The following is a 23,169-nucleotide window of genomic DNA, read 5'->3' as shown; positions in this document are numbered from 1 at the left end:
AAATCAAACGGGCGTATGAATCGAGCGTTTGCCAGAGCAGGCGCCGGTCACCCGGATTATCGTGTCGGTGGGTGTCGTTCGCCGCAAGGCGCGGCCGAGTAGGGCCGAAGACGTGAGACACGTAACGTTCAGCTTCCATACCTGGAGATCAGTTGATGATTTACGAAGGTAAAGCCATCACGGTTAAGGCTCTTGAGAGTGGCATCGTCGAATTGAATTTCGACCTCAAGGGTGAGTCCGTCAACAAGTTCAATCGCCTCACTCTCAACGATCTGCGCCAGGCCGTCGATGCCATCAAGGCCGACGCGTCGGTGAAAGGCGTCATCGTTACCAGCGGCAAGGACGTATTCATCGTCGGCGCCGACATCACCGAATTCGTCGACAACTTCAAGATGGCCGACGAGGAACTGGTCGCCGGCAACCTCGAAGCGAACAAGATCTTCAGCGATTTCGAAGACCTGGGCGTACCCACCGTGGCCGCCATCAACGGCATCGCCCTGGGTGGCGGTTTCGAGATGTGCATGGCTGCCGACTATCGTGTCATGTCCACCGCCGCCAAGGTCGGTCTGCCGGAAGTGAAGCTGGGCATCTACCCGGGCTTCGGTGGCACCGTGCGCCTGCCGCGCCTGATCGGTGTCGATAACGCCGTCGAGTGGATCGCATCCGGCAAGGAAAACCGCGCCGAAGACGCGCTCAAGGTTCATGCAGTCGATGCCGTGGTCGCTCCGGAGAAGCTGCAGGCCGCTGCACTGGATCTGGTCAAGCGCGCCATCTCCGGCGAGCTGGACTACAAGGCCAAGCGTCAGCCGAAGCTGGACAAGCTCAAGCTCAACGCCATCGAGCAGATGATGGCCTTCGAAACCAGCAAGGCCTTCGTGGCTGGCCAGGCCGGCCCGAACTATCCGGCCCCGGTCGAAGCCATCAAGACCATCCAGAAAGCCGCCAACTTCACCCGTGACAAGGCCATCGAAGTCGAGGCCGCCGGCTTCGTTAAACTGGCCAAGACCTCGGTTGCACAGAGCCTGGTCGGCCTGTTCCTCAGCGATCAGGAGCTGAAGAAGAAAGCCAAGGCCTACGACAAGCAGGCGCGTGACGTGAAACTGGCTGCCGTACTCGGCGCTGGCATCATGGGCGGCGGCATCGCCTACCAGTCGGCCGTCAAGGGCACGCCGATCCTGATGAAGGATATCCGCGAAGAGGGTATCCAGATGGGGCTGGACGAGGCCTCCAAGCTGCTCGGCAAGCGTGTTGAAAAAGGTCGTCTGACCGCTGACAAGATGGCTCAGGCGCTCAACGCGATCCGCCCGACCATGTCCTACGGCGATTTCGGCAACGTCGACATCGTCGTCGAAGCCGTGGTCGAGAACCCGAAGGTCAAGCACGCCGTGCTGGCCGAGGTGGAAGGGCACGTTCGCGAAGACGCGATCATCGCCTCCAACACCTCGACGATCTCCATCAATTACCTGGCCCAGGCGCTCAAGCGTCCGGAAAACTTCTGCGGCATGCACTTCTTCAACCCGGTACACATGATGCCGCTGGTGGAAGTGATCCGTGGCGAGAAGACCAGCGAAGTGGCTATTGCTACCACCGTCGCCTACGCCAAGAAGATGGGCAAGAGCCCGGTCGTGGTCAACGATTGCCCGGGCTTCCTGGTCAACCGCGTGCTGTTCCCGTACTTCGGCGGCTTCGCCCGCGTCATCGCCCACGGTGTCGACTTCGTTCGCGCTGATAAGGTGATGGAGAAGTTCGGCTGGCCCATGGGCCCGGCTTATCTGATGGATGTCGTCGGCATGGACACCGGCCACCACGGCCGTGACGTGATGGCTGAAGGCTTCCCGGATCGCATGAAGGACGACACCCGCACGGCTGTCGACGTCATGTACGAGGCCAACCGCCTCGGTCAGAAGAACGGCAAGGGCTTCTACGCCTACGAGATGGACAAGAAGGGCAAACCGAAGAAAGTCGTCGATGCCGAGGCCTACGAGCTGCTCAAGCCGATCGTTGCAGAGACTCGCGAGCTGTCGGACGAGGACATCATCAACTACATGATGATCCCGCTGTGCCTGGAAACCGTGCGCTGCCTGGAAGATGGCATCGTCGAAACCGCTGCCGAAGCTGATATGGGCCTGATCTATGGCATTGGCTTCCCACCCTTCCGTGGTGGTGCGCTGCGCTACATCGATTCGATCGGCGTTGCCGAGTTCGTTGCGATGGCCGACAAGTACGCCGACCTGGGCCCGCTGTACCACCCGACCGCGAAGCTGCGTGAGATGGCTGCCAACGGCCAGCGCTTCTACGGTTAATCGAGGGAGAGAGAATTCATGAGTCTGAATCCAAGAGATGCAGTCATCGTCGACTTCGGTCGCACCCCGATGGGGCGCTCCAAGGGCGGCATGCACCGTAATACCCGCGCTGAAACCATGTCCGCACACCTGATCGACGGCGTGCTGGCGCGTAACCCGAAGATCGACCCGGCCGAAGTCGAGGACGTGATCTGGGGCTGCGTGAACCAGACCCTCGAACAGGGCTGGAACATCGCCCGCATGGCATCGCTGATGACGCGTATCCCGCACACCAGCGCCGGCCAGACCGTGAGCCGCCTCTGCGGTTCGTCCATGAGCGCCTTGCACACTGCCGTGCAGGCCATCCAGACCAACAACGGTGACGTGTTCGTCATCGGTGGTGTGGAACACATGGGCCACGTCAGCATGATGCACGGGGTCGATCCGAACCCGCAGCTGTCGCTGTACGCCGCCAAGGCGTCCGGCATGATGGGCCTGACTGCCGAAATGCTGGGCAAGATGCACGGCATCACCCGCGAGCAGCAGGACGCCTTCGGTGAGCGTTCGCACCGTCTGGCGCACAAGGCCACGCTGGAAGGCAACTTCAAGGATGAAATCATCCCGATGGAAGGCTACGACGAGGACGGTTTCCTCAAGGTCTTCGATTACGACGAAACCATCCGTCCGGACACCACTCTGGAAAGCCTGGCTGCACTGAAGCCTGCCTTCAATCCGAAGGGCGGTACCGTGACTGCAGGTACTTCCTCGCAGATCACCGACGGCGCGTCCTGCATGATCGTCATGTCCGCGCAGCGCGCCAAGGATCTCGGCATCCAGCCGTTGGCCGTGGTTCGCGCCATGGCGCTGGCCGGCGTTGACCCGGCAATCATGGGCTACGGCCCGGTGCCGTCCACCCAGAAGGTGCTCAAGCGCGCCGGTCTGACCATGGACGACATCAGCCACGTCGAGCTGAACGAAGCCTTCGCTGCACAGGCGCTGCCGGTGCTCAAGGACCTCAAGCTTCTCGACAAGATGGAAGAGAAGGTCAACCTGCATGGCGGCGCCATCGCCCTGGGTCACCCGTTCGGTTGCTCCGGTGCGCGCATCTCCGGCACCCTGCTGAACGTGATGAAGCAGAACAACGGTACGATTGGTGTCGCCACCATGTGTATCGGTCTGGGCCAGGGGATCAGTACGGTCTTCGAACGCGTCTAACAGACAGATGCAGATGACTGCGCTAGGCTGACAGCCAATCCGCGATTTAGCGGGAATGATTGTCAGTCGGTGCATGGAAGCCGGGGCCTGGTGCCCCGGTTTTTCTTTTCTGTGTTGGTGTGGAGGTAGGCATGCAGTTGCAGCCTGGGCGTTATCGTCATTACAAGGGCCCTGAATATCGCGTGTTCGCCGTGGCGCGACACTCAGAGACGGAAGAGCCGGTAGTCTTCTATCAGGCGCTGTATGGGGAGCGTGGGCTCTGGATACGCCCGTTGTCGATGTTCACCGAAACGGTCGAGGTTAATGGCGAAACCGTGCCGCGGTTCGCGCTCATCGAAGCCGAGGCGAGCCTTTTTGTCAGCTGAACTGGCATTTGGCCATTTCGCTCGCGCTTGACCTCACGTCCATCGCCACTATATATAGCGGTGCTTTTCAGGCAGAGCTAAACCTCAGCGTCTGGTTCGTGGCATCGAGTCGGTGCTCTGTTTCGCGAACGGCCATGGTCGAGCAAGGGCAACTGATTGGCTTGCCTGCCTCGTTCGCAAAGCGCGCACCAATGTTCACCGATGCCCCACCGACCGAGATTGGTTTGGGCATTCAAACTGCCGGAGGCGCTGCCTCTGTTCACCTCTAGATTCAGGAACTCTCCTCTCCATGGGTAAATCGCTGGTCATCGTGGAATCACCGGCCAAGGCCAAGACAATCAACAAGTATTTGGGCAACCAGTACGTGGTGAAGTCGAGTATCGGCCACATCCGCGACCTTCCCACCAGCGGCTCTGCCAACAAGGAGCCGGTCAAGCGCGGCAAGGCTGCGGCCGCCGAAGCGCCTGTGCTGTCGCCCAAGGAGAAGGCCAAGCGTCAACTGATTACGCGCATGGGTGTCGACCCTGAGCATGGCTGGAAAGCCAAGTACGAGATCCTGCCCGGCAAGGAAAAGGTGATCGAAGAACTGCGCCGTCTGGCCAAGGAAGCCGACACCATCTATCTCGCAACCGACTTAGATAGAGAGGGGGAGGCCATCGCCTGGCACCTGCGCGAGTCGATTGGCGGTGATGACAGCCGCTACAAGCGCGTGGTGTTCAACGAAATCACCAAGAAGGCAATTCAGGAGGCGTTCTCCAAGCCAGGCGATCTCGATCTGAACCGGGTCAACGCGCAGCAGGCACGTCGTTTCCTCGATCGTGTGGTCGGCTACATGGTGTCGCCGCTGCTCTGGGCGAAAATCGCCCGTGGTCTCTCGGCAGGCCGGGTGCAATCGGTGGCGGTGAAGCTGGTGGTCGAGCGCGAGCGCGAGATCCGTGCCTTCGTCCCGGAAGAATACTGGGAAGTGCATGCGGACCTGGCAAACGCCCAGCAGGCCAAGGTGCGCTTCGAGGTCGCCCGCGAAAACGGTGAGGCCTTCAAACCGCTGAACGAGGCGCAGGCGAATGCCGCACTCGAGAAGCTCAAGGGCGCCAAGTACAGCGTCAGCAAGCGTGAGGACAAGCCGACCAGCAGCAAGCCGTCGGCACCTTTCATCACTTCGACCCTGCAGCAGGCGGCGAGCAATCGCCTCGGCTTCGGCGTGAAGAAGACCATGATGATGGCCCAGCGGCTGTACGAGGCCGGCTACATCACCTACATGCGTACCGACTCTACCAACCTGTCGGCCGACGCCATCGGCATGGTGCGTGGCTTCATCGAGAACGAGTTCGGCGACAAATACCTGCCGGAAAAGCCCAACGTCTATTCGAGCAAGGAGGGCGCCCAGGAGGCGCACGAGGCAATCCGCCCGTCCGACGTCAACCTGCGTCCCACTCAGCTGTCAGGCATGGAGCGCGATGCCGAGCGCCTGTACGAGCTCATCTGGCGTCAGTTCGTCGCCTGCCAGATGCCGCCGGCGCAGTACCTTTCCACCAGCGTTACGGTGGCAGCCGGTGATTTCGAGCTGCGCGCCAAGGGCCGCATCCTCAAGTTCGACGGTTACACCAAGGTCATGCCGCAGCAGAGCAAGGCCGGTGAGGATGACGTGCTGCCGGAAATGAACAAGGGCGACGACATGAAGCTGCTCAAGCTCGACCCGAGCCAGCACTTCACCAAGCCGCCGGCGCGCTATTCCGAAGCCAGTCTGGTCAAGGAGATGGAGAAGCGTGGCATCGGCCGGCCATCGACCTATGCGGCGATCATTTCGACGATTCAGGATCGTGGTTACGTCTCGCTGCACAACCGCCGTTTCTACTCGGAGAAGATGGGCGACATCGTCACCGAGCGCCTGTCCGAGAGCTTCAACAACCTCATGGACTACGGCTTCACCGCCGGCATGGAAGAGCATCTGGACGACGTCGCTCAGGGCGAGCGCGACTGGAAACACGTGCTGGACGAGTTCTACGGTGACTTCCGCAAGAAGCTCGAGGTCGCCGAAGCCAGCGAGAATGGCATGCGCGCCAACCAGCCGACCCTGACCGATATCCCGTGCAAGGTTTGCGGCCGGCCGATGATGATCCGTACCGCCTCGACCGGCGTGTTCCTTGGTTGCTCCGGCTACAGCCTGCCGCCGAAGGAGCGCTGCAAGTCCACCGTAAACCTGGTTCCGGGTGACGAGATCGCAGCCGATGACGAGGGTGAGTCCGAATCCCGCGTGTTGCTGGGCAAGCACCGCTGCCCGATCTGTAGCACCGCGATGGATGCCTACCTGCTCGACGAGACGCAGAAGCTGCATATTTGCGGCAACAACCCCGATTGCTCCGGTTACGAGATCGAGAAGGGCCAGTACCGCATCAAGGGCTATGAAGGCCCGAGCCTGGAATGCGACAAGTGCGGCAGCGAAATGCAGCTCAAGACTGGTCGCTTCGGCAAGTTCTTCGGTTGCACCAACGCCGAGTGCAAGAACACCCGCAAGCTGCTGAAGAATGGCGAAGCCGCGCCACCGAAGATGGATGCGGTGAAGATGCCGGAGCTCAAGTGCGAGAAGGTCGACGACACCTACGTACTGCGCGATGGCGCCTCCGGCCTGTTCCTGGCTGCCAGTCAGTTCCCGAAGAATCGCGAAACCCGCGCGCCGCTGGTGCGTGAGCTGATTCCGCACAAGGACGAGATCGACCCCAAGTACCACTTCCTGCTCGATGCGCCGCAGAAGGATCCGGAAGGCCGCTTCGCGGTCATCCGCTTCAGCCGCAAGACCAAGGAGCAGTACGTGCAGACCGAAGTGGACGGCAAGCCGACCGGCTGGAAGGCGTTCTACGACGGCGGCAAATGGAAGGTCGAAGACAAGCGCTGATTTCGTTGCGGTCGACCGCCCATCGGGTCGGCCGGACCGAGCGCATTTCTCAGATCGGCTGACGCTTCGTCAGCCGATCTGGTGCGGCAACCTGTGAAGGTCCATTCTCTGTTCATCTTCTTTCGGAGAGCATGCCATGGCTCACGAGCTCTACACGCGCACCAACCAGAAGATCTTCTTCGCCGGTTTGTCACTGGAAAGCTGGCGCAAGGCCGAAGAATCGGCCTCGATGAATTCTCAAGGCTTGATTCAGGCTGAGCGCGAGGCTTGCCTGTTCCACCTTTACGGCGCCTTGCTTGGTCTGTGCCATGAGATCGCCGGTTACTATCGGTCGCCTGGTGCGGATGCGCCGGTAGTCGAGGCATTTCTGACGCGCAGCGTGCTCGAGGCTGCGCCGAGCCCGGAACTTGCCGAATTGCTGGAATTGTCGGAGCAGCCAAGCACCTGGCTCGGACAGTTGCTTACTGCCTACAAGCAGCTCTTCCAGCCGCCACGCGCTCCTGCCAAGGCCAAGACCGATCCGCGGCAGCCGCTGATCGAGGCAGTCAGTGTCGAGGATGAAGTGCCGCCACTGTCGCGCGTCGAGCTGGAAGCCTGGCGACAGAACCTCAAAGGCCTGGCGTTACGTTTTCGTGAGTCGCTCACCGAGTGGTGACAGCGGGTGCCGCAGTATCAGCTGCGGTGCCTGATGCTCAGAACCATGGCGATGCCGCCGAGAATCGCCGCGCCTGAGATGATCAGCGTTGCCGTCAGCGCTTCACCCAGCAGTAGGGCCCCTGCAATGGCGGTGAGTAGCGGAACGCTGAGCTGCACGCTCGCCGCCTGTATGGCAGCCAAGCCGGGAAGGGCTGCGTACCAGATGGCGTAGCCGATTCCTGAGGCCAGCGCCCCGGAAAGCAACGCATAGACGACCCCGGGTGCGTCCCATTGCTGCTGGCCAAGCATCACGAGAGAAAGCACTGCGGCGAATGGCACGGCCTTGATGAAATTGCCTGCGGTTGCTGCCAGAGGATTGCTCGCGCCCCGACCGCGCAACGAATAGATGCCCCAGGCGACACCGGACAGCAGCATGAGCAGTGCGCCATCCAATGCCGGTGCACGGCTTCCCGGCAGCAGCAGGATCAGCAGTCCACTCATCGCCAGCAGCAAACCGGCAATCTGTCCGGCGCTGAAGCGTTCGCCGCGCAGCACGCCCCAGGCAAGCATGCTCAACTGCACTGCGCCGAACAGCAGCAGGGCGCCGGCTCCGGCATCCAGGTTGATATAAGCGTAGGAAAAGCTGGCGGCGTAGACGAACAGCGCCAGCGCGCTTAGCCAGTCACCGCCGGTTGAGCGTCGATCCCGACTTAGGCGCAACAGCAGCCACAGCGTGAGCGCACCGGCGAGGATACGCAGCCCTGTGAAGCTGGCCGGGTCGATAGTGGTATCGCGCAAGGCGATACGGCACAGGATCGAATTGCCGGCGAACGCCAGCATGGCCAGAGCGGTTAGCAGCAAGGTGCGGGGGCGCATGCGCAATCCTTATCGCGGTAGGGTGTCCGCGTTTTTTCAGCGCATGCTACGTGGCGATTCCCACGGGCGCATCGTTTTCTTTGCTGAGCCATCGCGCGTAACCCTCTGGCAGCCACGCTGCAGATCCTGCCGGCGTAGGCAAAGGCTGTCCTGAGGACGGTCGGCTGGTACAATGCCGCGCCTTTCACGCGGAGCTGATCAATGCCTACATCTTTTCTGGAAATCGTCGAGCTACCTGACGGGCGCATCGTGCTCCGTCGTGCCGAGGACGAAGAGGTGTTGGTCACGCTGGATTTTTCCGACGACGCCAAGCTGTTCTTGCAGGGCCAGCACGTCGAGATCGCCAAGGCGATGTTCAACGTCGGCGTTCAGATGGCCGGGCGCATGTCGGAAGGGGATTTCGAGCGTGACGATGATGAGCCACGTGTTCTGCACTGACCGCGCTGTTGCGTGAACGCAGTAATTTCCGGATTACATCCGTGACCTAGCAGCACTTCCCTGTGCCCGCTTGCTCAATATCCCAGACGAATATTCAGGCTCTGAGCTTCGCCAAGGCTTGCCGCGGCACGGAGTTTGTCGCGCGTTGCGCCCTCAAGCTGGCCAAACCAGCTGACCACGGTATGGCTACAACCTGAGGCCAGCGCTTTGCAGGCGAGCTCCAGCGCACCTTCGGCGTCGCGGGGTTGCAGCAGGATGATGCGTTCTCGATTCAGGCCGCATTTGCGCAGCCAGTTCTGCGAGAGGAAAGCAGGTGGGGCGATCAGTGTCAGCCAGCGGCTGTCAGCGGCATCGCCGAGTTCGCGCAGGATTGGGGCGAGCAACAGGTGGCAGTGTTCACTGCTGCCGCTCAGGCTCAACTCGCTCAGATACTCCTTGTCCTGCTCAGGTTTGTTGCGCACTTTCAGGCTGCCAAACGGTGCCAGGCTCTGCGCAATGACGCCGTCGAACAACGAAAGTTGGGGCCGGGAAGTGCTGGTCTGGTACTGCATAAACCTTCTCCTTAGCGGCGGATGACGCCGACACTCAAGCCTTCTATCACCAGTTCCTGCTGTTCGAGGTCGACCTCGATGGGCGCGAACTCGGGGTTTTCAGCCAACAGCCAAACCTTCTTGCCGTCACGCTTGAAACGCTTCACCGTGACTTCGTCACCGACGCGGGCGACTACGATCTGTCCATTGCGCGCCTCGCGGGTGGTGTGCACGGCCAGCAGGTCGCCATCGAAAATGCCGACGTCCTTCATGCTCATGCCGTGGACACGGAGCAGATAATCGGCGCGTGGATGGAAAAAAGCCGGGCTGATCTGGCAGGATTCCTCGACATGTTGCTGCGCCAGAATCGGCGCGCCGGCAGCGACGCGGCCGATGATCGGCAGGCCATTTTCGGACGCAGCGGGTTCGAAGTCCGGAATACGTATCCCGCGGGACGCGCCGGGCGTCATCTCGATAGCACCTTTGCGGGCAAGTGCCTTGAGATGTTCTTCGGCAGCGTTGGGCGACTTGAAGCCGAGCTCCTGAGCGATCTCCGCACGGGTAGGCGGATAACCGTTGTCTTCCAGGCAACGCTTGATGAACGCAAGGATTTCCGTCTGGCGAGGCGTCAGCTTGATCATGTCGGTCTCTGTTCTTTTATACAGTGACTGGGATTATATACAGTGATCCGGCCTTGGCAACGAATGATTCTGGAATGGCTGCTGCTCAGTTTCGCCAGCCACGGGCGGCGTCTGCGACAATGACGCTAGTGCCGCAAGGCGTTTCGTGGTTGACTTGCCGGTCGGTGAAACGTAAGTTTCAAACAGTTGTTTGTCTTTCGGAGGGGGCATGGCGCAGTCGGAAACAGTTGAGCGCATTCTTGATGCAGCGGAACAGCTGTTCGCGGAAAAAGGCTTCGCCGAAACCTCGCTTCGTCTGATCACCAGCAAGGCTGGGGTCAATCTGGCAGCGGTGAACTACCACTTCGGCTCGAAGAAGGCGCTGATCCAGGCGGTTTTCTCGCGGTTCCTCGGACCATTCTGCGCAAGTCTCGAGCGTGAGCTGGATCGCCGCGAGGCGCTGACCGACAAGAAGGATTCGCTGGAAGAGCTGCTGGAGATCCTTGTCGAGCAGGCCTTGGCAGTCAAGCCGCGCAGTGGCGACGATCTGTCCATCTTCATGCGCTTGTTGGGCTTGTCCTTCAGTCAGAGTCAGGGTCACCTGCGGCGTTATCTGGAGGACATGTATGGCAAGGTATTTCGTCGTTACATGCTCAAGGTGCACGACGCGGCGCCGGCCATACCGCCCATCGAGCTGTTCTGGCGCGTGCACTTCATGCTCGGTGCAGCGGCGTTCAGCATGTCGGGCATCAAGGCCTTGCGCGCAATTTCCGAGAATGATTTCGGTGTCAGGACCTCGATCGAACAGGTGATGCGCATGATGGTGCCGTTCCTGGCGGCCGGCATGCGTGCCGACAGTGGCATCGACGACAGCACGCTTGAAGCAGCGCAGCCGATCGCGCGGCGTAATGCAGTGGCGATCCCGGCGAAGGCTTGAGCTGCAAGCCGGCCGGGCGATCGGCTAAGCTAGCCGCTATGACATCTCTCGATTTTCTGCATATTTCTATCGCCGATCAGCAGCTTTACGGTTTCGCTGGCGGACGGCTATGTCTGCGTTCCCCGGTTTCCACGGCGCTTAACGGTGCTGGCGAGCTGAACGGTTCTGGCTGTACGCCGCGAGGGTTGCATCAGGTGCGCGCACGCATTGGCGACGACCTGCCGGCGGGGGCGGTTTTACGCGGACGACGCTGGACTGGCGAGGTATGGTCGGCGGAGCTTCACGAGGAGTTCCCAGGGCGTGACTGGATCCTGACCCGGATTTTATGGCTTAGCGGAAGCGAGCCTGGCCGCAATCGCATGGGGCGAGTCGATACGTTTCGCCGCTACATCTACATTCACGGCACTCCTGATTCCGAGCCGATGGGTGTACCGCTTTCTCATGGCTGCATTCGCATGCGCAACGCCGATCTACTCCGACTTTTTCCATTGGTGCCGCCTCATTGTCCGGTGCGCATCGACGAGGCGCCCTGTCCGAACTGGGCCGCCGCTGAACTCGAATAAGGATTTCTTCTGCATATGCACGGTTCACTGATGCTGGACATCGCCGGTACCTGGCTGACGGCCGAGGACCGGCACCTGTTGCGTCAACCGGAGGTCGGCGGGCTCATTCTGTTTGCCCGCAACATCGAGCACCCGCGTCAGGTCGACGAGCTGTGCCGCTCGATTCGTGCCGTGCGGCCGGATCTGCTGTTGGCTGTGGATCAGGAGGGTGGCCGTGTTCAGCGGCTGCGCCAGGGATTCGTCAAGCTGCCGGCGATGCGAGAGCTATCGCGCTGCGCCGATGCGCCACGGCTGGCCGAGGCCTGCGGTTGGGTCATGGCAACCGAGGTGCTCGCGGTTGGTCTGGACTTCAGCTTCGCGCCGGTGCTGGATCTTGATCATCAGCGCAGTGCAGTGGTTGGCACTCGTGCGTTCGAGGGGGATCCGCAGGCTGCCGTTGTGCTGATCGATGCCTTCGTTCGCGGCATGCATGCAGCTGGCATGGCGGCGACCGGCAAGCACTTCCCCGGCCATGGCTGGGCCGAAGCGGACTCTCATGTTGCCATTCCTGTGGATGAGCGAAGCCTCGATGAATTGCGCGGCTGTGATCTGATTCCCTTCCAGGCGCTGAGCGGAACGCTCGATGCGATCATGCCGGCCCATGTGATCTATCCTCAGGTCGACGACCAGCCTGCAGGCTTTTCGCGCCACTGGCTGCAGGACATCCTGCGCGGTGAGTTCGGCTTCAAGGGCGTGATCTTCAGCGACGACCTTTCGATGGCGGGTGCGCATGTGGTCGGCGATGCGGCTGACCGGATCCAGGCCGCCATGATGGCGGGCTGTGACATGGGGCTGGTATGTAACGATCGTGCTGCTGCAGAACTGGCCTTGGCGGCGTTGCAGCGCATGCAGGTTACGTCGTCGCCTGTGCTTGCGCGCATGCGCAGGCGCACAGGATGTGCGGCGGAGTACAAGCAGAACCCTCGCTGGCTGGACGCCATTGGCGCGCTGAAGGCCGCCGAGCTGATCGGCTGACCTTCTCTTCTTTCAAGGAATACCCATGACTGTCTACGCGATCATCGGCGGCACCGGCCTGACTCAGCTGACCGGCTTCAAGTTGCACCGTGCTCAGCTCATCGATACGCCTTACGGGCGTCCTTCCGGTGAGGTCTTGCGGGGCGAATATGGCGACCGCGAGGTGCTCTTTCTTGCCAGGCATGGGCATCCGCACCGGATTCCACCGCATCAGGTGAACTATCGCGCCAACCTGTGGGCTTTGAAGCAAGCGGGCGCCGAAGCGATTCTTGCGGTGAATGCGGTCGGCGGTATCCATTCGGCGATGGGCTCTGGGCATTTCTGCGTGCCCCATCAGATCATCGATTACACCTATGGTCGTGAGCACACGTTCTTTGAAGGCGACATCGACCATGTGACCCATATCGACTTCAGCTATCCATACGACGAGGCCTTGCGTGCACGTCTGATCGGCGCACTGGCCGCGGAGGGTTACGCCTTCAGCAGCCATGGGGTGTACGGCTGCACGCAGGGTCCGCGGCTGGAGACGGCCGCCGAGATCGCGCGCATGGAGCGGGATGGCTGCGACATCGTCGGTATGACCGGTATGCCCGAGGCGGCCTTGGCCCGCGAACTGGACCTGGCATACGCCTGTCTGTCTCTGGTGGTCAACCCGGCGGCCGGCAAGGCGAGCGGCGTGATCACCATGGCGGAAATCGAGGCGGCGCTTTCCGCCGGGATAGGCAAAGCGCGCCAGGTGCTCGCCCGAGTGCTAGCGGAGTGATGAGTCGCTTCGCTGTGTTATCGAGGCGGTACACATTCTTGAAGCGTGCTTGTCATATTGCGGCCTGAGACTGGTATTTTTGCGGCGGCACCCCATTGCGGCAAGCATGCTGCTTGCTACACTTGGGCGTCCTTTGGAGTACCGGAATGTTTTGCCAGGCACACACAATAAGAATTCTTAAAATAGTCGTGATGCTGAGCTTGCTTGGTGGCATGGCCGGATGCTCGACCTGGTTCTCGGGCGATTTCAAGGACCCTACGGTCAACCTCACCAAAGTCGATATCGTCAAGGCTAGGCTACTCGAACAGCAGTTCATGCTGCGCTTTCGCATCGACAACCCCAACGATCACAGCCTGCCGGTGCGCGGGCTGATCTATACCGTTCATCTAAACGATGTTGAGTTGGCGAGCGGCGAGTCCAGTGGCTGGCTGACCGTCCCTGCCAACAGTTTCGAGTATTACGAGGTGCCCGTTCACACCAACCTGTGGCGGCACATGAAGTACATCGTGCGGCTGCTGGAAAAGCCGGACCGTCCGATCAGCTATCGGCTGAAAGGTGAGCTGAAGACCGGCCTGATGGCAGGGCGGCGCGTGCACATTTCCACGGATGGCGAGATAATCCCGGGCAACTTTATTCCGGAGTAGTACCCAGATGAGTCAAGAGCCGCATGTGCATGGTCCCGACTGCAACCACGATCACGACCATGACCATCATCATGTCCACGGGCCGCATTGCAATCACAGCCACGAGCCCGTGCGCAATCCGCTGAAGGATGTCGGTCGCAACGACCCCTGTCCCTGCGGCAGTCAGAAAAAGTACAAGAAATGTCACGGCGCCTGAGCACCCCATGACTTTGGCCCTCGGTCTGTTCGTCGTAGCCGCGTTGCTGATCGTGGCGCTGGGCGGCTATGCGCTCTATCTCTGGCGTCGCGTCTGGCGCAACGAACGGCTGCAGGTCGAGGCGCGAGTCAAGCAACAGACCGCGCTGGCGGAGGATCTGCGGATTCTTGCCAGCTGCCTGCTGGATGGTCAGTTGCCGCTCATCGAGGGGGCCATCCGCATCAAGGTGCTGCTCGATAATTATGACGTGGCGTTGGGTCAGCATCCTCGTTGCCAGGTCTTCCAGCAGCTCTTCGAGGCGACCGAACAGGTGCCTACCCACGCTGCTTGGAAGGCGTTGGACAAGCACGAGCGGCGGCGTCACGAAGCACAGTTCAGCGCCTTGGAATTGCAACACAAGGCTGAAGCACGGCGGTCGGCGCGTTGGCTGCTCGACGAAGCTCTGCCAAAATCGCGCAACGCGGCCTGATCGCCCCGATCTTCTTCGCTGCCCGCACTCTAAGCTGTTAGCACTCTTTCCTCTTTGCAAGCCCGCACAGGAGTCTTCGATGTCTCTGCGTCTGCCGTTCGCCCTGGTTCGCCTGACGCTGGGGGCCGCGCTCGGTCTGGCCGGCCTCGGCGGTTGTCAGGCCTATCTCGATAACCGCTACAGCGCCAGTCTGCCGCCGGCACAGGGCATTCAACCGCTGACCGGGTTGGCAGGCAGTGCGAGCATCCGGCGCAATTCGCTGGGCATGCCGCTGATTGAAACCTCGTCCTTTCACGATGCGCTGTTCGCCATGGGTTACGTGCACGCGACCGACCGCCTGAGCCAGATGGTCAGCCTGCGGTTGATGGCGCAGGGTCGACTGGCGGAAATGGTCGGCCCCGGTGTGCTGGAAACCGATCGGTTCATGCGTGCGGTGAATCTGCGGCAGAACGCTGAGCTGCTCTATCGCGAATCCTCGCCGAGGATGAAGAAGTTCTTCGAGGTGTACGCCCGCGGCGTGAACGCCTACCTGTACCGCCATCGTGACAAGCTGCCGATGGATCTCGCCGAGTCCGGCTACAAGCCGGAATACTGGAAGCCAGAAGATTCTGTGCTGGTGTTCTGTCTGCTGAACTTCGGTTTGTCGCAGAACCTGCAGGAAGAGGTGGCAGCCTTGCTACTGGCGCAGAAAGTGGGTAGCGACAAGCTCGCCTGGCTGCTGCCGATCTATCCGGACGAGGCGCTGCCGTTTGCCGAAGCCGACAAGCTCAAGGGGCTCGCGCTGAGCGGATCAGTGCCAGGGCTGGCGGCGATCGAGCAGGCAGCGCAACACTTGGCGGCGCTGACTCCGACGGGCATGGCGGCGTCGAACAACTGGGCCATTGCCGGCAGTAACGCCCGAAGTGGCAAGCCAATCCTGGCTAACGACACACACTTGCCGCTGTCGATGCCGTCATATTGGAATTTCATGCAGATACGCGCACCGAAGTTCCAGGCGGCCGGCGTCACCATCGCCGGTGTGCCTGCGGTCGTGGCCGGTTTCAATGGCAAGCTCGGTTGGGGCATGACCATGGTCATGGGCGACAACCAGGACCTGTATCTCGAGCAGGTCCGCCGCGAAGGCTCGCGCCTGATGTATCTGGCCGACGGTAAATGGCTGCCGGCCCGCGAACGCCACGAGACCTACTTCGTCAAAGGCGAGCGGCCGATTCGCGAGACCATCTACGAAACCCGTAATGGGCCGCTACTGAACACGGCGCTGGGCGAGCGCAAGCATCCCTTGCAGCCGCTGCAAGTCCGCAGCGGTTACGGCCTGGCGCTGAAAACCACGCAGCTGGAGGCCGATCGCACCCTGGATGCGTTCTTCGATCTGTCCCGCGCGCAATCGGTGGATCAGGCTTTCGAGGCGTCCCGCGAAATTCGCGCAGCCGCACTCAATCTGGTTTTCGCCGATCAGCAGGGAATCGGCTGGCAGGTCACCGGACGGTTCCCCAATCGCCGCGAGGGTCTGGGGCTGGTGCCGTCGCCGGGTTGGGATGGCCGCTACGAATGGGACGGCTACGCCGATCCGATGCTGCACCCCTATGACCAGGATCCGTTCCAGGGATGGCTCGGCACCGCCAATCATCGCAGCGTGCCGCGTGGCTACGGGATGCAGCTGTCCAGCTCCTGGTATGGCCCTGAGCGCTACGAGCGGCTCGCAGAGCTGGCGGGACGCGGCAAGCACGACACGCGCAGCACCATTGCGATGCAGTACGACCAGGTGACGCCGTTCGCTGCCAAGCTCAGGGCAATGTTCGAGGCGCCGGGTATGGCCGCACCGTTGCGCCAGGCGATCGATGCGCTGCCGGCCAGTGAGCGGAGCAAGGCGCGTGAAGCATTGGATCGGTTGCTGGCCTTCGATGGCAAGCTCGCTGCGGATTCGGCCAACGCCGCGCTGTATGGTGCATTCCTGCAGGAAAGCGCGCGGCAGATCTTCCTTGACGAGCTGGGCCCAGAGGACACGCCGGCCTGGCGCGCGCTGGTGCAGGCGGCCAACACCTCCTATTCGGCCCAGGCGGATCATCTGCTCGCCCGCGAAGACAGTCCGTTCTGGAACGACCAGCGTACGGCGCAAACCGAGGACAAGCCGGCGATTCTAGCGCGCAGTCTTGCTGGTGCGGTGAGCCTGCTGGAAAGCCGCCTGGGCAACGAGCGCAGTGCGTGGCAGTGGGGCAAGCTGCACACCGCCAGTTGGACGTCTGGCGCAACGCAACTGGCGCCGCATATGCCGGCCAGCCAGCGGAGCAAGATCAACGCCATCGGTAGCTACCTCGACCGCGGCCCCTATGCCATAGGCGGCGATCACAGCACGCTGAATGCCTCGGCCTACAGCATGGGGGCGAACTTCGATACCTGGCTGATCCCGGCGATGCGCATCATTGTCGACTTCGGTCGCGACGAGCCGATGATCGGCCTCAATAGTTCCGGTCAGTCCGGCAACCCGGCCAGCCCGCACTATGCCGACGGTATCGATGCGTGGATGAAGGCGCAGTACATGAGATTCCCGTTCAAGACGGAGAATCTCGACAAGGTCTACGGCACGCAGCGCCTGCTGCTGACGCCTGCTGGCAAGTAGCGGGGCGCCGCGCCGGCACTAGGCCGGTTGCGGCGCTGCTGGCGCTACTTCGAGAACGCGGATCATGTCCGGAGTCGGGTAGTGCCAGCGCACGTCCACATCCCAGAACTGCGCGCCGTAACGCCGCTCCGGTTCGGGCTTCTGATAGGCCGGGCGCGGGTCCTGCGCCAGGCACTGTTCGATGAGTTCGACCAAGGGCTCGCCCAGGCGCAGTGCTTCGCGGCGGGCTTGCAGCAACCCCGATTCCGACCATTGCACCTCGATCAACTCTGGCGCGCCGGCGGCCATGTCGTTGCGTGCGTCAGGCAGCGCATCGGCGTAGGGCACGTAGGGTTTGATGTCCAGCACCGGCGTGCCGTCCAGCAGATCGATGCCGGAGATGAACAGCCGATCCGCTTCGACGCGATCCAGCCTGACCACCGACTGACCGATACCGTTGGGGCGGTGCGTGGCACGGGTGGCGAACACGCCGACCATGCGATTGCCGCCCAGACGTGGCGGGCGAACCTTGAGGCGGGGTTTGCTTTCCAGCGCCTGATGGAAGAGAAACAGCAGCCACACATGGCTGACCTGTTCGAGCCCGGCTACTGCTTCACCGCTGTCGAACGGCGGCAGCAACTCCAGCACACCACGTGCGGCTGGCGCCAAGCTCGGTTGGCGTGGGATGGCGAACTTCTCCTTGAAGCAGGAGCGGACGTAGCCGATCGGCGAGACGCTGTGATCCATGAAGGCTGGCCTGGGAAGCAGTCGGGCGGCTGCGCATCTTACCCGCTATGGCCGCCCGTTGCGCTTCCAGCAGGCCGACACGCACATGCATCGCCGGCCCGCCGTTGACGTGTTACAGGCCGAGCAGATTGGCGACGTAATCAGCATCCTTGTCGCCGCGGCCAGATAGATTGACGAGGATATGGCTGTCCTTGCTCAGCGTCGGTGCGGTGCGAATCGCCCATGCCACGGCGTGGGCGCTTTCCAGGGCGGGGATGATGCCTTCCACGCGCGACAGGGTCATAAAGGCGTCGAGGCATTCCTGGTCGGTCGCGGTCTGGTAGTTCACCCGGCCGATGTCCTTCAGGTAGCTGTGCTGTGGGCCGACCCCCGGGTAGTCCAGGCCGGAGGCGATGGAGTGCACCGCAGACGGATTGCCGTCGGCATCCTCCAGCACATAGCAGGCCATGCCGTGCAGTTCGCCGGGTTTGCCCTTGGACAGCGTGGCCGAATGGCGACCGGGCTTGTCCAGACTTTCGCCGGCCGGCTCGATACCCACCAGCTCGACTGCAGCATCTTCGAGGAAGGCGGTGAACATGCCCATGGCATTGGAGCCGCCACCGACGCAGGCAACCACGTGGTCGGGCAGGCGGCCATGTTTGGCGAGGAACTGCTCACGGGCCTCGGTGCCGATGATCGACTGGAAGTCGCGAACCATCTTCGGGAACGGATGCGGGCCGACTACCGAGCCGATGGCGTAGATGTAGTTGTGCGGATCTTTCAGGTATTCCTCGAAGGCGCTATCTACCGCTTCCTTGAGCGTGGCGGCGCCGCGGGTGACGGCGATCAGCTTGCAGCCGAGGATCTTCATCTTGGTGACGTTGGGATGTTCCTTCTCGATGTCCACCTGGCCCATATGGATCTCGCAGGGAATACCCACCAGTGCGCAGGCGGTGGCCAGCGCGACACCGTGCTGCCCGGCGCCGGTTTCTGCGATCACCTTTTTCTTGCCCATGAACTTGGCCAGCAGGGCGTCACCCAGGCAGTGGTTGATCTTGTGTGCGCCGGTGTGATTCAGGTCTTCGCGCTTCAGATAGATCTGCGCGCCGCCGAGCTGCTCGGACAGGCGCCGCGCATGGAAGATCGGGCTCGGGCGCCCCACGTAGTCGGCGAACAGCGCAGCCAGTTCCTGCTGGAAATCTTCGCGCTGGCGGATCTCTTCGTAGGCCAGGTTGATGTCGTCCATGGCCTGCTTCAGGTGTGGCGGCACCAGCTGGCCGCCATAGGGACCGAAGTATCCGTTGGCATCGGGCATGGCAGTGAAGCGGGGATCGGACGACATGAGTTCATCTCTGCGGGTGAAATGGTAGGGGCGCCTGCTGCGCGGCGGTGATCATAAGTCAGGACAGGGTTGCTGAAAATGCCGCGGCTGGCACCGGCGCAGACCCTCTTGCGAGCCGCCCAGAATGGCGGCTGCCGGGCCAAGTCGCGGTCGCCGGAACAGTGGCGATCCTGTACTGATTCGCGAAGTTGACGCTTATCGTGTAGGATGCGCGCCGAATTCAACATTATGGGAGCAGAATTCAACCTTTGTTTTTGGTCGGCATTGCTTTGCCGACGGGCATGGCTGTCATCAGTACGGCTGCTTTGCTTGCCCATCCCACCATCGGGTCGACGCATTCACCAATGAATTGCGTGTCGCCTGCCGCAATACGTCGCATAGCGATGTCGTAAAGCCAGAACAAGTTCAGGAGATAGAACTGATGAACGAGGCTGAGCTCTCGCCCAACGATTCCGAAGCGCCCGCTGATCGAATCAATCCCGTAGTCTTCTACGGTTCCGCCATCGCCATCGTGCTGTTTGCCGTATGGACGATGTTCTTCACCGATCGCTCGCTGGCGGTCATCAACACGGTAGTTGGCTGGATATCCAACACATTCGGTTGGTTCTACTTCCTCGCCGTGCTGCTCTACCTGTTGTTCGTGGTCGTGGTGGCGACCAGTCGCTACGGCAAGATCCGCCTCGGGCCGGATCATTCCAAGCCCGAATTCAACGTGGTCACCTGGGCGGCTATGCTGTTTTCCGCTGGCATCGGCATCGACCTGCTGTTCTTCTGTATCGCCGAACCCATCACCCAGTTTCTCGAACCGCCGGTAGGTGAGGGCGGAACCACCCAGGCAGCGCGCCACGCCATGGAGCTGACCTTTCTGCACTGGGGCCTGTCCGGTTGGGGCGTATATACCCTGGTGGGCATGTCGCTGGCCTACTTCAGCTTCCGCCAGGGCTTGCCGCTGTCGATCCGCTCCTCGCTGTACCCGATCTTCGGCAAGCGCATCTATGGCCCTATCGGCCACACCGTCGATACCGCCGCGGTACTCGGGACGATCTTCGGTATCGCCACCAGTCTGGGCATCGGCATCATCCAGCTGAACTTCGGCCTCAACTACATCTTCGGCATACCGGAAGGCACGCTTACCCAGGCGGTGCTGGTGGTGCTGATCGTGGTGTTCTCGGCGATCTCCGCGGCGACCGGGGTGGAGCGGGGGATTCGCCGGCTTTCCGAGTTCAACATGCTGCTGGCGGTATTGCTGCTGCTGTTCGTGCTGGTGGTCGGCGATACGGTGTTCCTGCTCAACGCGCTGGTGATGAATGTCGGTGATTACTTCTCCAACTTCATCAGCCTGTCGCTGGACACCTATGCCTACCGTCGGCCGACCGACTGGCTGAACGCCTGGACGGTATTCTTCTGGGCCTGGTGGATCGCCTGGGGGCCGTTCGTGGGCCTGTTCCTGGCGCGAATTTCCCGCGGTCGCACCATCCGCGAGTTCGTCATTGGCACGCTGCTGCTGCCGCTGGCGTTCATGATGGCCTGGATGTCGATCATGGGTAACAGCGCGATCGAGATGGTCATGGGGGGCGCCCTCGAATTCGGTCAGCAGGCCATGAGCAACCCTGGCTCGTCGATCTATCTGTTTCTGCAGAGCCTGCCATGGGCTGGGCTCACCACCATCGTGGTGACCATCCTCGCCATCGTCTTCTTCGTCACATCCGGCGACTCTGGTTCGCTGGTGCTGTCGAACTTCACCTCGATCCTCAAGGACGTCAACAGCGATGCGCCGGTGTGGATGCGCATTCTCTGGGCGGCAATCATCGGTGTGCTCACCCTGGCGCTGCTGGTCGCCGGTGGCCTGACCGCGCTGCAGGGCACGGTAGTAATCATGGGCCTGCCGTTCTCCATCGTGCTGTTGTTCATGATGTACGGGCTGTTCAAGGCATTGCACGTCGAAGGCGTCATGGCCGACAGCTATCAGAAGAGCCTGTCCGGCTACCTGTCCGGGCGTGCCACGCTGGAGCACACGCAGATGAACTGGAGTCAGCGCCTGTCGCGGGCGATGAGCTTCCCCAGCCGCTCACAGATCCGTCGTTACCTGAAGGATGTCTGCAAGCCGGCGATGGAAGAGATCCAGAAGGCGCTGGGCGAGAAGGGCGTGCCGGTGGAGATCGTCGAAGGCGAGCCGGGCAACGAGCACCTGGCGCTGCACGTCAATCTGGGTAGCGAGCAGGACTTCACCTACCAGATCTGGCCGGTGCGCGGCACCATGCCGTCCTTTGCCCTGCGCACGCAGAGCAGCAACGCCGACTATTACCGGCTCGAGGTGCACCTGCGCCAGGGCAGCCTGGGGTACGACCTGATGGGCTACTCCCGGCGCCAGCTGATCGAGGACATCCTCGACCACTACGAGCACCACATGCATTTCCTGCATCTGCAGCGCGAAAACGGCGGTGGTGAAAGCGGCATGCCCAACCCAGGCGCGGCGCCGACACCCTGACCCTGCACGCCTCGGGCGATCCCCGAGGCGTTCCATTCATGTCGCGGCAGCGTCGATCCGCTGTCCGCCACAAACATACAAACGAGGTAGAACATGGCCCGTTTCCCACGGCAGCAACTCTATATCCATGGCGGCTACGTCGACGCCAGCAGCAACCAGACCTTCGAGAGCATCAACCCGGCCAACGGTGAAGTCCTGGCCGAAGTGGCGGAGGCCGGTGCGGCCGATCTGGAACGCGCGGTTGAAAGTGCCGAGCAAGGCCAGCGCATCTGGGCGGCACTCACCGGCATCGAGCGGGCGCGAATCATGCGCCGCGCGGTCGATCTGCTGCGCGAGCGCAATGATGAGCTGGCGCTGCTGGAAACCCTGGACACCGGCAAGCCGCTGAGCGAAACCCGCAGCGTCGACATCGTCACCGGCGCCGACGTGCTGGAGTACTACGCGGGCCTGGCTCCGGCCATCGAGGGCGAGCAGATTCCGCTGCGTGACAGCAGCTTCGTCTATACCCGGCGCGAGCCGCTGGGCGTGGTGGCCGGCATCGGTGCCTGGAACTACCCGATCCAGATTGCCCTGTGGAAAGCCGCACCGGCGCTGGCCGCCGGCAACGCGATGATCTTCAAACCCAGCGAAGTCACCTCGCTGAGCGCGCTGAAACTGGCGGAGATCTTCAGCGAAGCTGGACTGCCCGATGGCGTGTTCAACGTGTTGACCGGCAGTGGCGCCGGTGTCGGGGCGCTGATCACTGAGCACCCGCGCATCGCCAAGGTGTCGTTCACCGGCGGCGTGGCGACCGGCAAGAAGGTCATGGCCAGCGCGGCGTCGTCGTCGCTCAAGGACGTGACCATGGAGTTGGGCGGCAAGTCGCCGCTGATCATTTGCGAAGATGCGGATCTGGACCGCGCGGCCGACATCGCGGTGATGGCCAATTTCTTCAGCTCCGGCCAGGTCTGCACCAACGGCACGCGGGTGTTCGTTCCGGCCGGTCTGAAAGCGGCGTTCGAAGCCAAGCTGCTGGAGCGGGTGCAGCGCATTCGTCTTGGTGATCCGCAGCAGGAAGAGACCAACTTCGGCCCGCTGGTCAGCTCCGCGCACATGAACAACGTGCTCGACTACATCGCCAAGGGCAAAGCCGCCGGCGCGCGGCTGCTCTGTGGTGGCGAGCGGGTGACTGAGGGCGAATACGCAAAAGGCGCCTTTGTCGCACCGACCATCTTCAGCGACTGCAGCGACGACATGGCCATCGTGTGTGAAGAAATCTTCGGTCCGGTGCTGAGCCTGCTCGAGTATCAGGATGAGGACGAAGTTATCCGCCGCGCCAACGACACCGAGTATGGCCTCGCCGCCGGCGTGGTCACTGCCGATCTGGCGCGGGCGCACCGGATCATCCATCGCCTTGAGGCCGGCATCTGCTGGATCAATACCTGGGGCGAATCGCCAGCGCAGATGCCGGTCGGTGGCTACAAGCAGTCCGGCATCGGCCGCGAAAACGGCATTGCCTCGCTGGCGCACTACACCCGGGTCAAATCGGTACAGGTAGAGCTGGGCGAGTTCGCCTCGGTGTTTTGAGGGAGGTAGA

At 61.9% G+C, this 23,169-nt stretch carries 21 protein-coding genes; 16 read left to right on the top strand and 5 right to left on the bottom strand.

Annotation, left to right across the window (positions count from 1 at the left end):
* The first annotated feature begins 155 nt into the window (after positions 1–155).
* The 5 genes from fadB to BHD08_RS10925 all read left to right on the top strand — a co-directional run bounded on the left by fadB (position 156) and on the right by BHD08_RS10925 (position 7,410).
* Complete coding sequence (gene fadB, locus BHD08_RS10945) at positions 156–2,303, top strand: fatty acid oxidation complex subunit alpha FadB (protein WP_125022163.1); 2,148 nt, start codon at positions 156–158, stop codon at positions 2,301–2,303.
* Positions 2,304–2,321: 18 nt separating this feature from the next.
* On the top strand, positions 2,322–3,497 hold the full coding sequence (gene fadA, locus BHD08_RS10940) for an acetyl-CoA C-acyltransferase FadA (RefSeq protein ID WP_015277424.1): 1,176 nt from the start codon (positions 2,322–2,324) through the stop codon (positions 3,495–3,497).
* 131 nt (positions 3,498–3,628) lie between these two features.
* Complete coding sequence (locus BHD08_RS10935) at positions 3,629–3,862, top strand: DUF1653 domain-containing protein (protein WP_125022161.1); 234 nt, start codon at positions 3,629–3,631, stop codon at positions 3,860–3,862.
* A 289-nt stretch (positions 3,863–4,151) separates the two neighbouring features.
* Positions 4,152–6,755, top strand: a complete 2,604-nt coding sequence (gene topA / locus BHD08_RS10930; RefSeq protein ID WP_125022159.1) for a type I DNA topoisomerase — start codon at positions 4,152–4,154, stop codon at positions 6,753–6,755.
* A gap of 136 nt (positions 6,756–6,891) precedes the next feature.
* Positions 6,892–7,410 (top strand): DUF6586 family protein, encoded by a 519-nt coding sequence (locus BHD08_RS10925; protein ID WP_015277421.1) that lies wholly within the window; start codon positions 6,892–6,894, stop codon positions 7,408–7,410.
* A gap of 17 nt (positions 7,411–7,427) precedes the next feature.
* Here the strand turns inward: BHD08_RS10925 and BHD08_RS10920 are convergent, their stop codons facing one another.
* Complete coding sequence (locus tag BHD08_RS10920) at positions 7,428–8,267, bottom strand: DMT family transporter (RefSeq protein ID WP_125022157.1); 840 nt, start codon at positions 8,265–8,267, stop codon at positions 7,428–7,430.
* A gap of 201 nt (positions 8,268–8,468) precedes the next feature.
* Between BHD08_RS10920 and BHD08_RS10915 the strand changes: the two genes are divergently transcribed.
* Positions 8,469–8,705 carry a hypothetical protein gene (locus BHD08_RS10915; RefSeq protein ID WP_003302508.1) on the top strand — a complete coding sequence of 79 codons (237 nt, stop codon included), beginning with the start codon at positions 8,469–8,471 and terminating at the stop codon, positions 8,703–8,705.
* A gap of 74 nt (positions 8,706–8,779) precedes the next feature.
* On the opposite strand, the gene sulA is transcribed toward BHD08_RS10915, so the two are convergent.
* Positions 8,780–9,256, bottom strand: coding sequence for an SOS-induced cell division inhibitor SulA (gene sulA / locus BHD08_RS10910; RefSeq protein WP_125022155.1), 477 nt, complete (start codon positions 9,254–9,256; stop codon positions 8,780–8,782).
* An 11-nt stretch (positions 9,257–9,267) separates the two neighbouring features.
* Entirely contained in the window at positions 9,268–9,876 is a 609-nt protein-coding gene (gene lexA / locus BHD08_RS10905) for a transcriptional repressor LexA (RefSeq protein WP_014820593.1), read from the bottom strand.
* A gap of 208 nt (positions 9,877–10,084) precedes the next feature.
* Here lexA and BHD08_RS10900 point away from each other — a divergent pair, with 208 nt between their 5' ends.
* The 8 genes from BHD08_RS10900 (at position 10,085) to BHD08_RS10865 (ending at position 17,058) form a co-directional block, all read left to right on the top strand.
* Positions 10,085–10,792: a TetR/AcrR family transcriptional regulator gene (locus BHD08_RS10900; protein WP_125022153.1), complete on the top strand. Its 708-nt coding sequence runs from the start codon at positions 10,085–10,087 to the stop codon at positions 10,790–10,792.
* 38 nt (positions 10,793–10,830) lie between these two features.
* Positions 10,831–11,355, top strand: coding sequence for a L,D-transpeptidase (locus BHD08_RS10895; protein ID WP_125022151.1), 525 nt, complete (start codon positions 10,831–10,833; stop codon positions 11,353–11,355).
* Between the two features lie 15 nt (positions 11,356–11,370).
* Positions 11,371–12,369, top strand: coding sequence for a beta-N-acetylhexosaminidase (nagZ, locus tag BHD08_RS10890; RefSeq protein ID WP_125022148.1), 999 nt, complete (start codon positions 11,371–11,373; stop codon positions 12,367–12,369).
* A gap of 25 nt (positions 12,370–12,394) precedes the next feature.
* Complete coding sequence (locus tag BHD08_RS10885) at positions 12,395–13,132, top strand: S-methyl-5'-thioinosine phosphorylase (RefSeq protein WP_125022146.1); 738 nt, start codon at positions 12,395–12,397, stop codon at positions 13,130–13,132.
* A 146-nt stretch (positions 13,133–13,278) separates the two neighbouring features.
* Positions 13,279–13,776 carry an LEA type 2 family protein gene (locus BHD08_RS10880; RefSeq protein ID WP_165362605.1) on the top strand — a complete coding sequence of 166 codons (498 nt, stop codon included), beginning with the start codon at positions 13,279–13,281 and terminating at the stop codon, positions 13,774–13,776.
* A 7-nt stretch (positions 13,777–13,783) separates the two neighbouring features.
* Complete coding sequence (locus tag BHD08_RS10875) at positions 13,784–13,972, top strand: SEC-C metal-binding domain-containing protein (RefSeq protein ID WP_015277412.1); 189 nt, start codon at positions 13,784–13,786, stop codon at positions 13,970–13,972.
* Positions 13,973–13,979: 7 nt separating this feature from the next.
* Positions 13,980–14,441: a DUF2489 domain-containing protein gene (locus BHD08_RS10870; protein ID WP_125022144.1), complete on the top strand. Its 462-nt coding sequence runs from the start codon at positions 13,980–13,982 to the stop codon at positions 14,439–14,441.
* Between the two features lie 79 nt (positions 14,442–14,520).
* Entirely contained in the window at positions 14,521–17,058 is a 2,538-nt protein-coding gene (locus BHD08_RS10865; protein WP_125022142.1) for a penicillin acylase family protein, read from the top strand.
* Positions 17,059–17,076: 18 nt separating this feature from the next.
* Here BHD08_RS10865 and tsaA read toward each other — a convergent pair whose 3' ends face one another.
* Both tsaA and trpB read right to left on the bottom strand, forming a co-directional pair.
* Positions 17,077–17,784 (bottom strand): tRNA (N6-threonylcarbamoyladenosine(37)-N6)-methyltransferase TrmO, encoded by a 708-nt coding sequence (gene tsaA / locus BHD08_RS10860; protein ID WP_125022140.1) that lies wholly within the window; start codon positions 17,782–17,784, stop codon positions 17,077–17,079.
* Between the two features lie 112 nt (positions 17,785–17,896).
* A complete protein-coding gene (trpB, locus tag BHD08_RS10855; RefSeq protein ID WP_125022138.1) occupies positions 17,897–19,105 on the bottom strand; it encodes a tryptophan synthase subunit beta in 1,209 nt (402 codons plus the stop codon).
* 421 nt (positions 19,106–19,526) lie between these two features.
* Between trpB and BHD08_RS10850 the strand changes: the two genes are divergently transcribed.
* Both BHD08_RS10850 and betB read left to right on the top strand, forming a co-directional pair.
* Positions 19,527–21,593 carry a choline transporter gene (locus BHD08_RS10850; protein WP_125022136.1) on the top strand — a complete coding sequence of 689 codons (2,067 nt, stop codon included), beginning with the start codon at positions 19,527–19,529 and terminating at the stop codon, positions 21,591–21,593.
* Between the two features lie 93 nt (positions 21,594–21,686).
* Positions 21,687–23,159: a betaine-aldehyde dehydrogenase gene (betB, locus tag BHD08_RS10845; protein ID WP_125022134.1), complete on the top strand. Its 1,473-nt coding sequence runs from the start codon at positions 21,687–21,689 to the stop codon at positions 23,157–23,159.
* Positions 23,160–23,169: the final 10 nt, after the last annotated feature.

Origin of the sequence: Pseudomonas sp. SCT (assembly GCF_003864275.1) — a bacterium.
Lineage (GTDB): Bacteria > Pseudomonadota > Gammaproteobacteria > Pseudomonadales > Pseudomonadaceae > Stutzerimonas > Stutzerimonas stutzeri_AE.
This window is presented reverse-complemented; position numbering and strand designations above follow the sequence as displayed.

Excerpts from the sequence above, each read along its gene's own strand:
- BHD08_RS10850 (WP_125022136.1), top strand. The coding sequence starts at position 19,527 with ATGAACGAGGCTGAGCTCTCGCCCAACGATTCCGAAGCGCCCGCTGAT.
- BHD08_RS10865 (WP_125022142.1), top strand. The coding sequence starts at position 14,521 with ATGTCTCTGCGTCTGCCGTTCGCCCTGGTTCGCCTGACGCTGGGGGCC.
- trpB (WP_125022138.1), bottom strand. The coding sequence starts at position 19,105 with ATGTCGTCCGATCCCCGCTTCACTGCCATGCCCGATGCCAACGGATAC.
- BHD08_RS10895 (WP_125022151.1), top strand. The coding sequence starts at position 10,831 with ATGACATCTCTCGATTTTCTGCATATTTCTATCGCCGATCAGCAGCTT.
- BHD08_RS10935 (WP_125022161.1), top strand. The coding sequence starts at position 3,629 with ATGCAGTTGCAGCCTGGGCGTTATCGTCATTACAAGGGCCCTGAATAT.
- BHD08_RS10870 (WP_125022144.1), top strand. The coding sequence starts at position 13,980 with ATGACTTTGGCCCTCGGTCTGTTCGTCGTAGCCGCGTTGCTGATCGTG.
- betB (WP_125022134.1), top strand. The coding sequence starts at position 21,687 with ATGGCCCGTTTCCCACGGCAGCAACTCTATATCCATGGCGGCTACGTC.
- lexA (WP_014820593.1), bottom strand. The coding sequence starts at position 9,876 with ATGATCAAGCTGACGCCTCGCCAGACGGAAATCCTTGCGTTCATCAAG.
- fadB (WP_125022163.1), top strand. The coding sequence starts at position 156 with ATGATTTACGAAGGTAAAGCCATCACGGTTAAGGCTCTTGAGAGTGGC.
- nagZ (WP_125022148.1), top strand. The coding sequence starts at position 11,371 with ATGCACGGTTCACTGATGCTGGACATCGCCGGTACCTGGCTGACGGCC.
- fadA (WP_015277424.1), top strand. The coding sequence starts at position 2,322 with ATGAGTCTGAATCCAAGAGATGCAGTCATCGTCGACTTCGGTCGCACC.
- BHD08_RS10875 (WP_015277412.1), top strand. The coding sequence starts at position 13,784 with ATGAGTCAAGAGCCGCATGTGCATGGTCCCGACTGCAACCACGATCAC.
- topA (WP_125022159.1), top strand. The coding sequence starts at position 4,152 with ATGGGTAAATCGCTGGTCATCGTGGAATCACCGGCCAAGGCCAAGACA.
- BHD08_RS10885 (WP_125022146.1), top strand. The coding sequence starts at position 12,395 with ATGACTGTCTACGCGATCATCGGCGGCACCGGCCTGACTCAGCTGACC.
- BHD08_RS10915 (WP_003302508.1), top strand. The coding sequence starts at position 8,469 with ATGCCTACATCTTTTCTGGAAATCGTCGAGCTACCTGACGGGCGCATC.
- sulA (WP_125022155.1), bottom strand. The coding sequence starts at position 9,256 with ATGCAGTACCAGACCAGCACTTCCCGGCCCCAACTTTCGTTGTTCGAC.
- tsaA (WP_125022140.1), bottom strand. The coding sequence starts at position 17,784 with ATGGATCACAGCGTCTCGCCGATCGGCTACGTCCGCTCCTGCTTCAAG.
- BHD08_RS10880 (WP_165362605.1), top strand. The coding sequence starts at position 13,279 with ATGTTTTGCCAGGCACACACAATAAGAATTCTTAAAATAGTCGTGATG.
- BHD08_RS10900 (WP_125022153.1), top strand. The coding sequence starts at position 10,085 with ATGGCGCAGTCGGAAACAGTTGAGCGCATTCTTGATGCAGCGGAACAG.
- BHD08_RS10925 (WP_015277421.1), top strand. The coding sequence starts at position 6,892 with ATGGCTCACGAGCTCTACACGCGCACCAACCAGAAGATCTTCTTCGCC.
- BHD08_RS10920 (WP_125022157.1), bottom strand. The coding sequence starts at position 8,267 with ATGCGCCCCCGCACCTTGCTGCTAACCGCTCTGGCCATGCTGGCGTTC.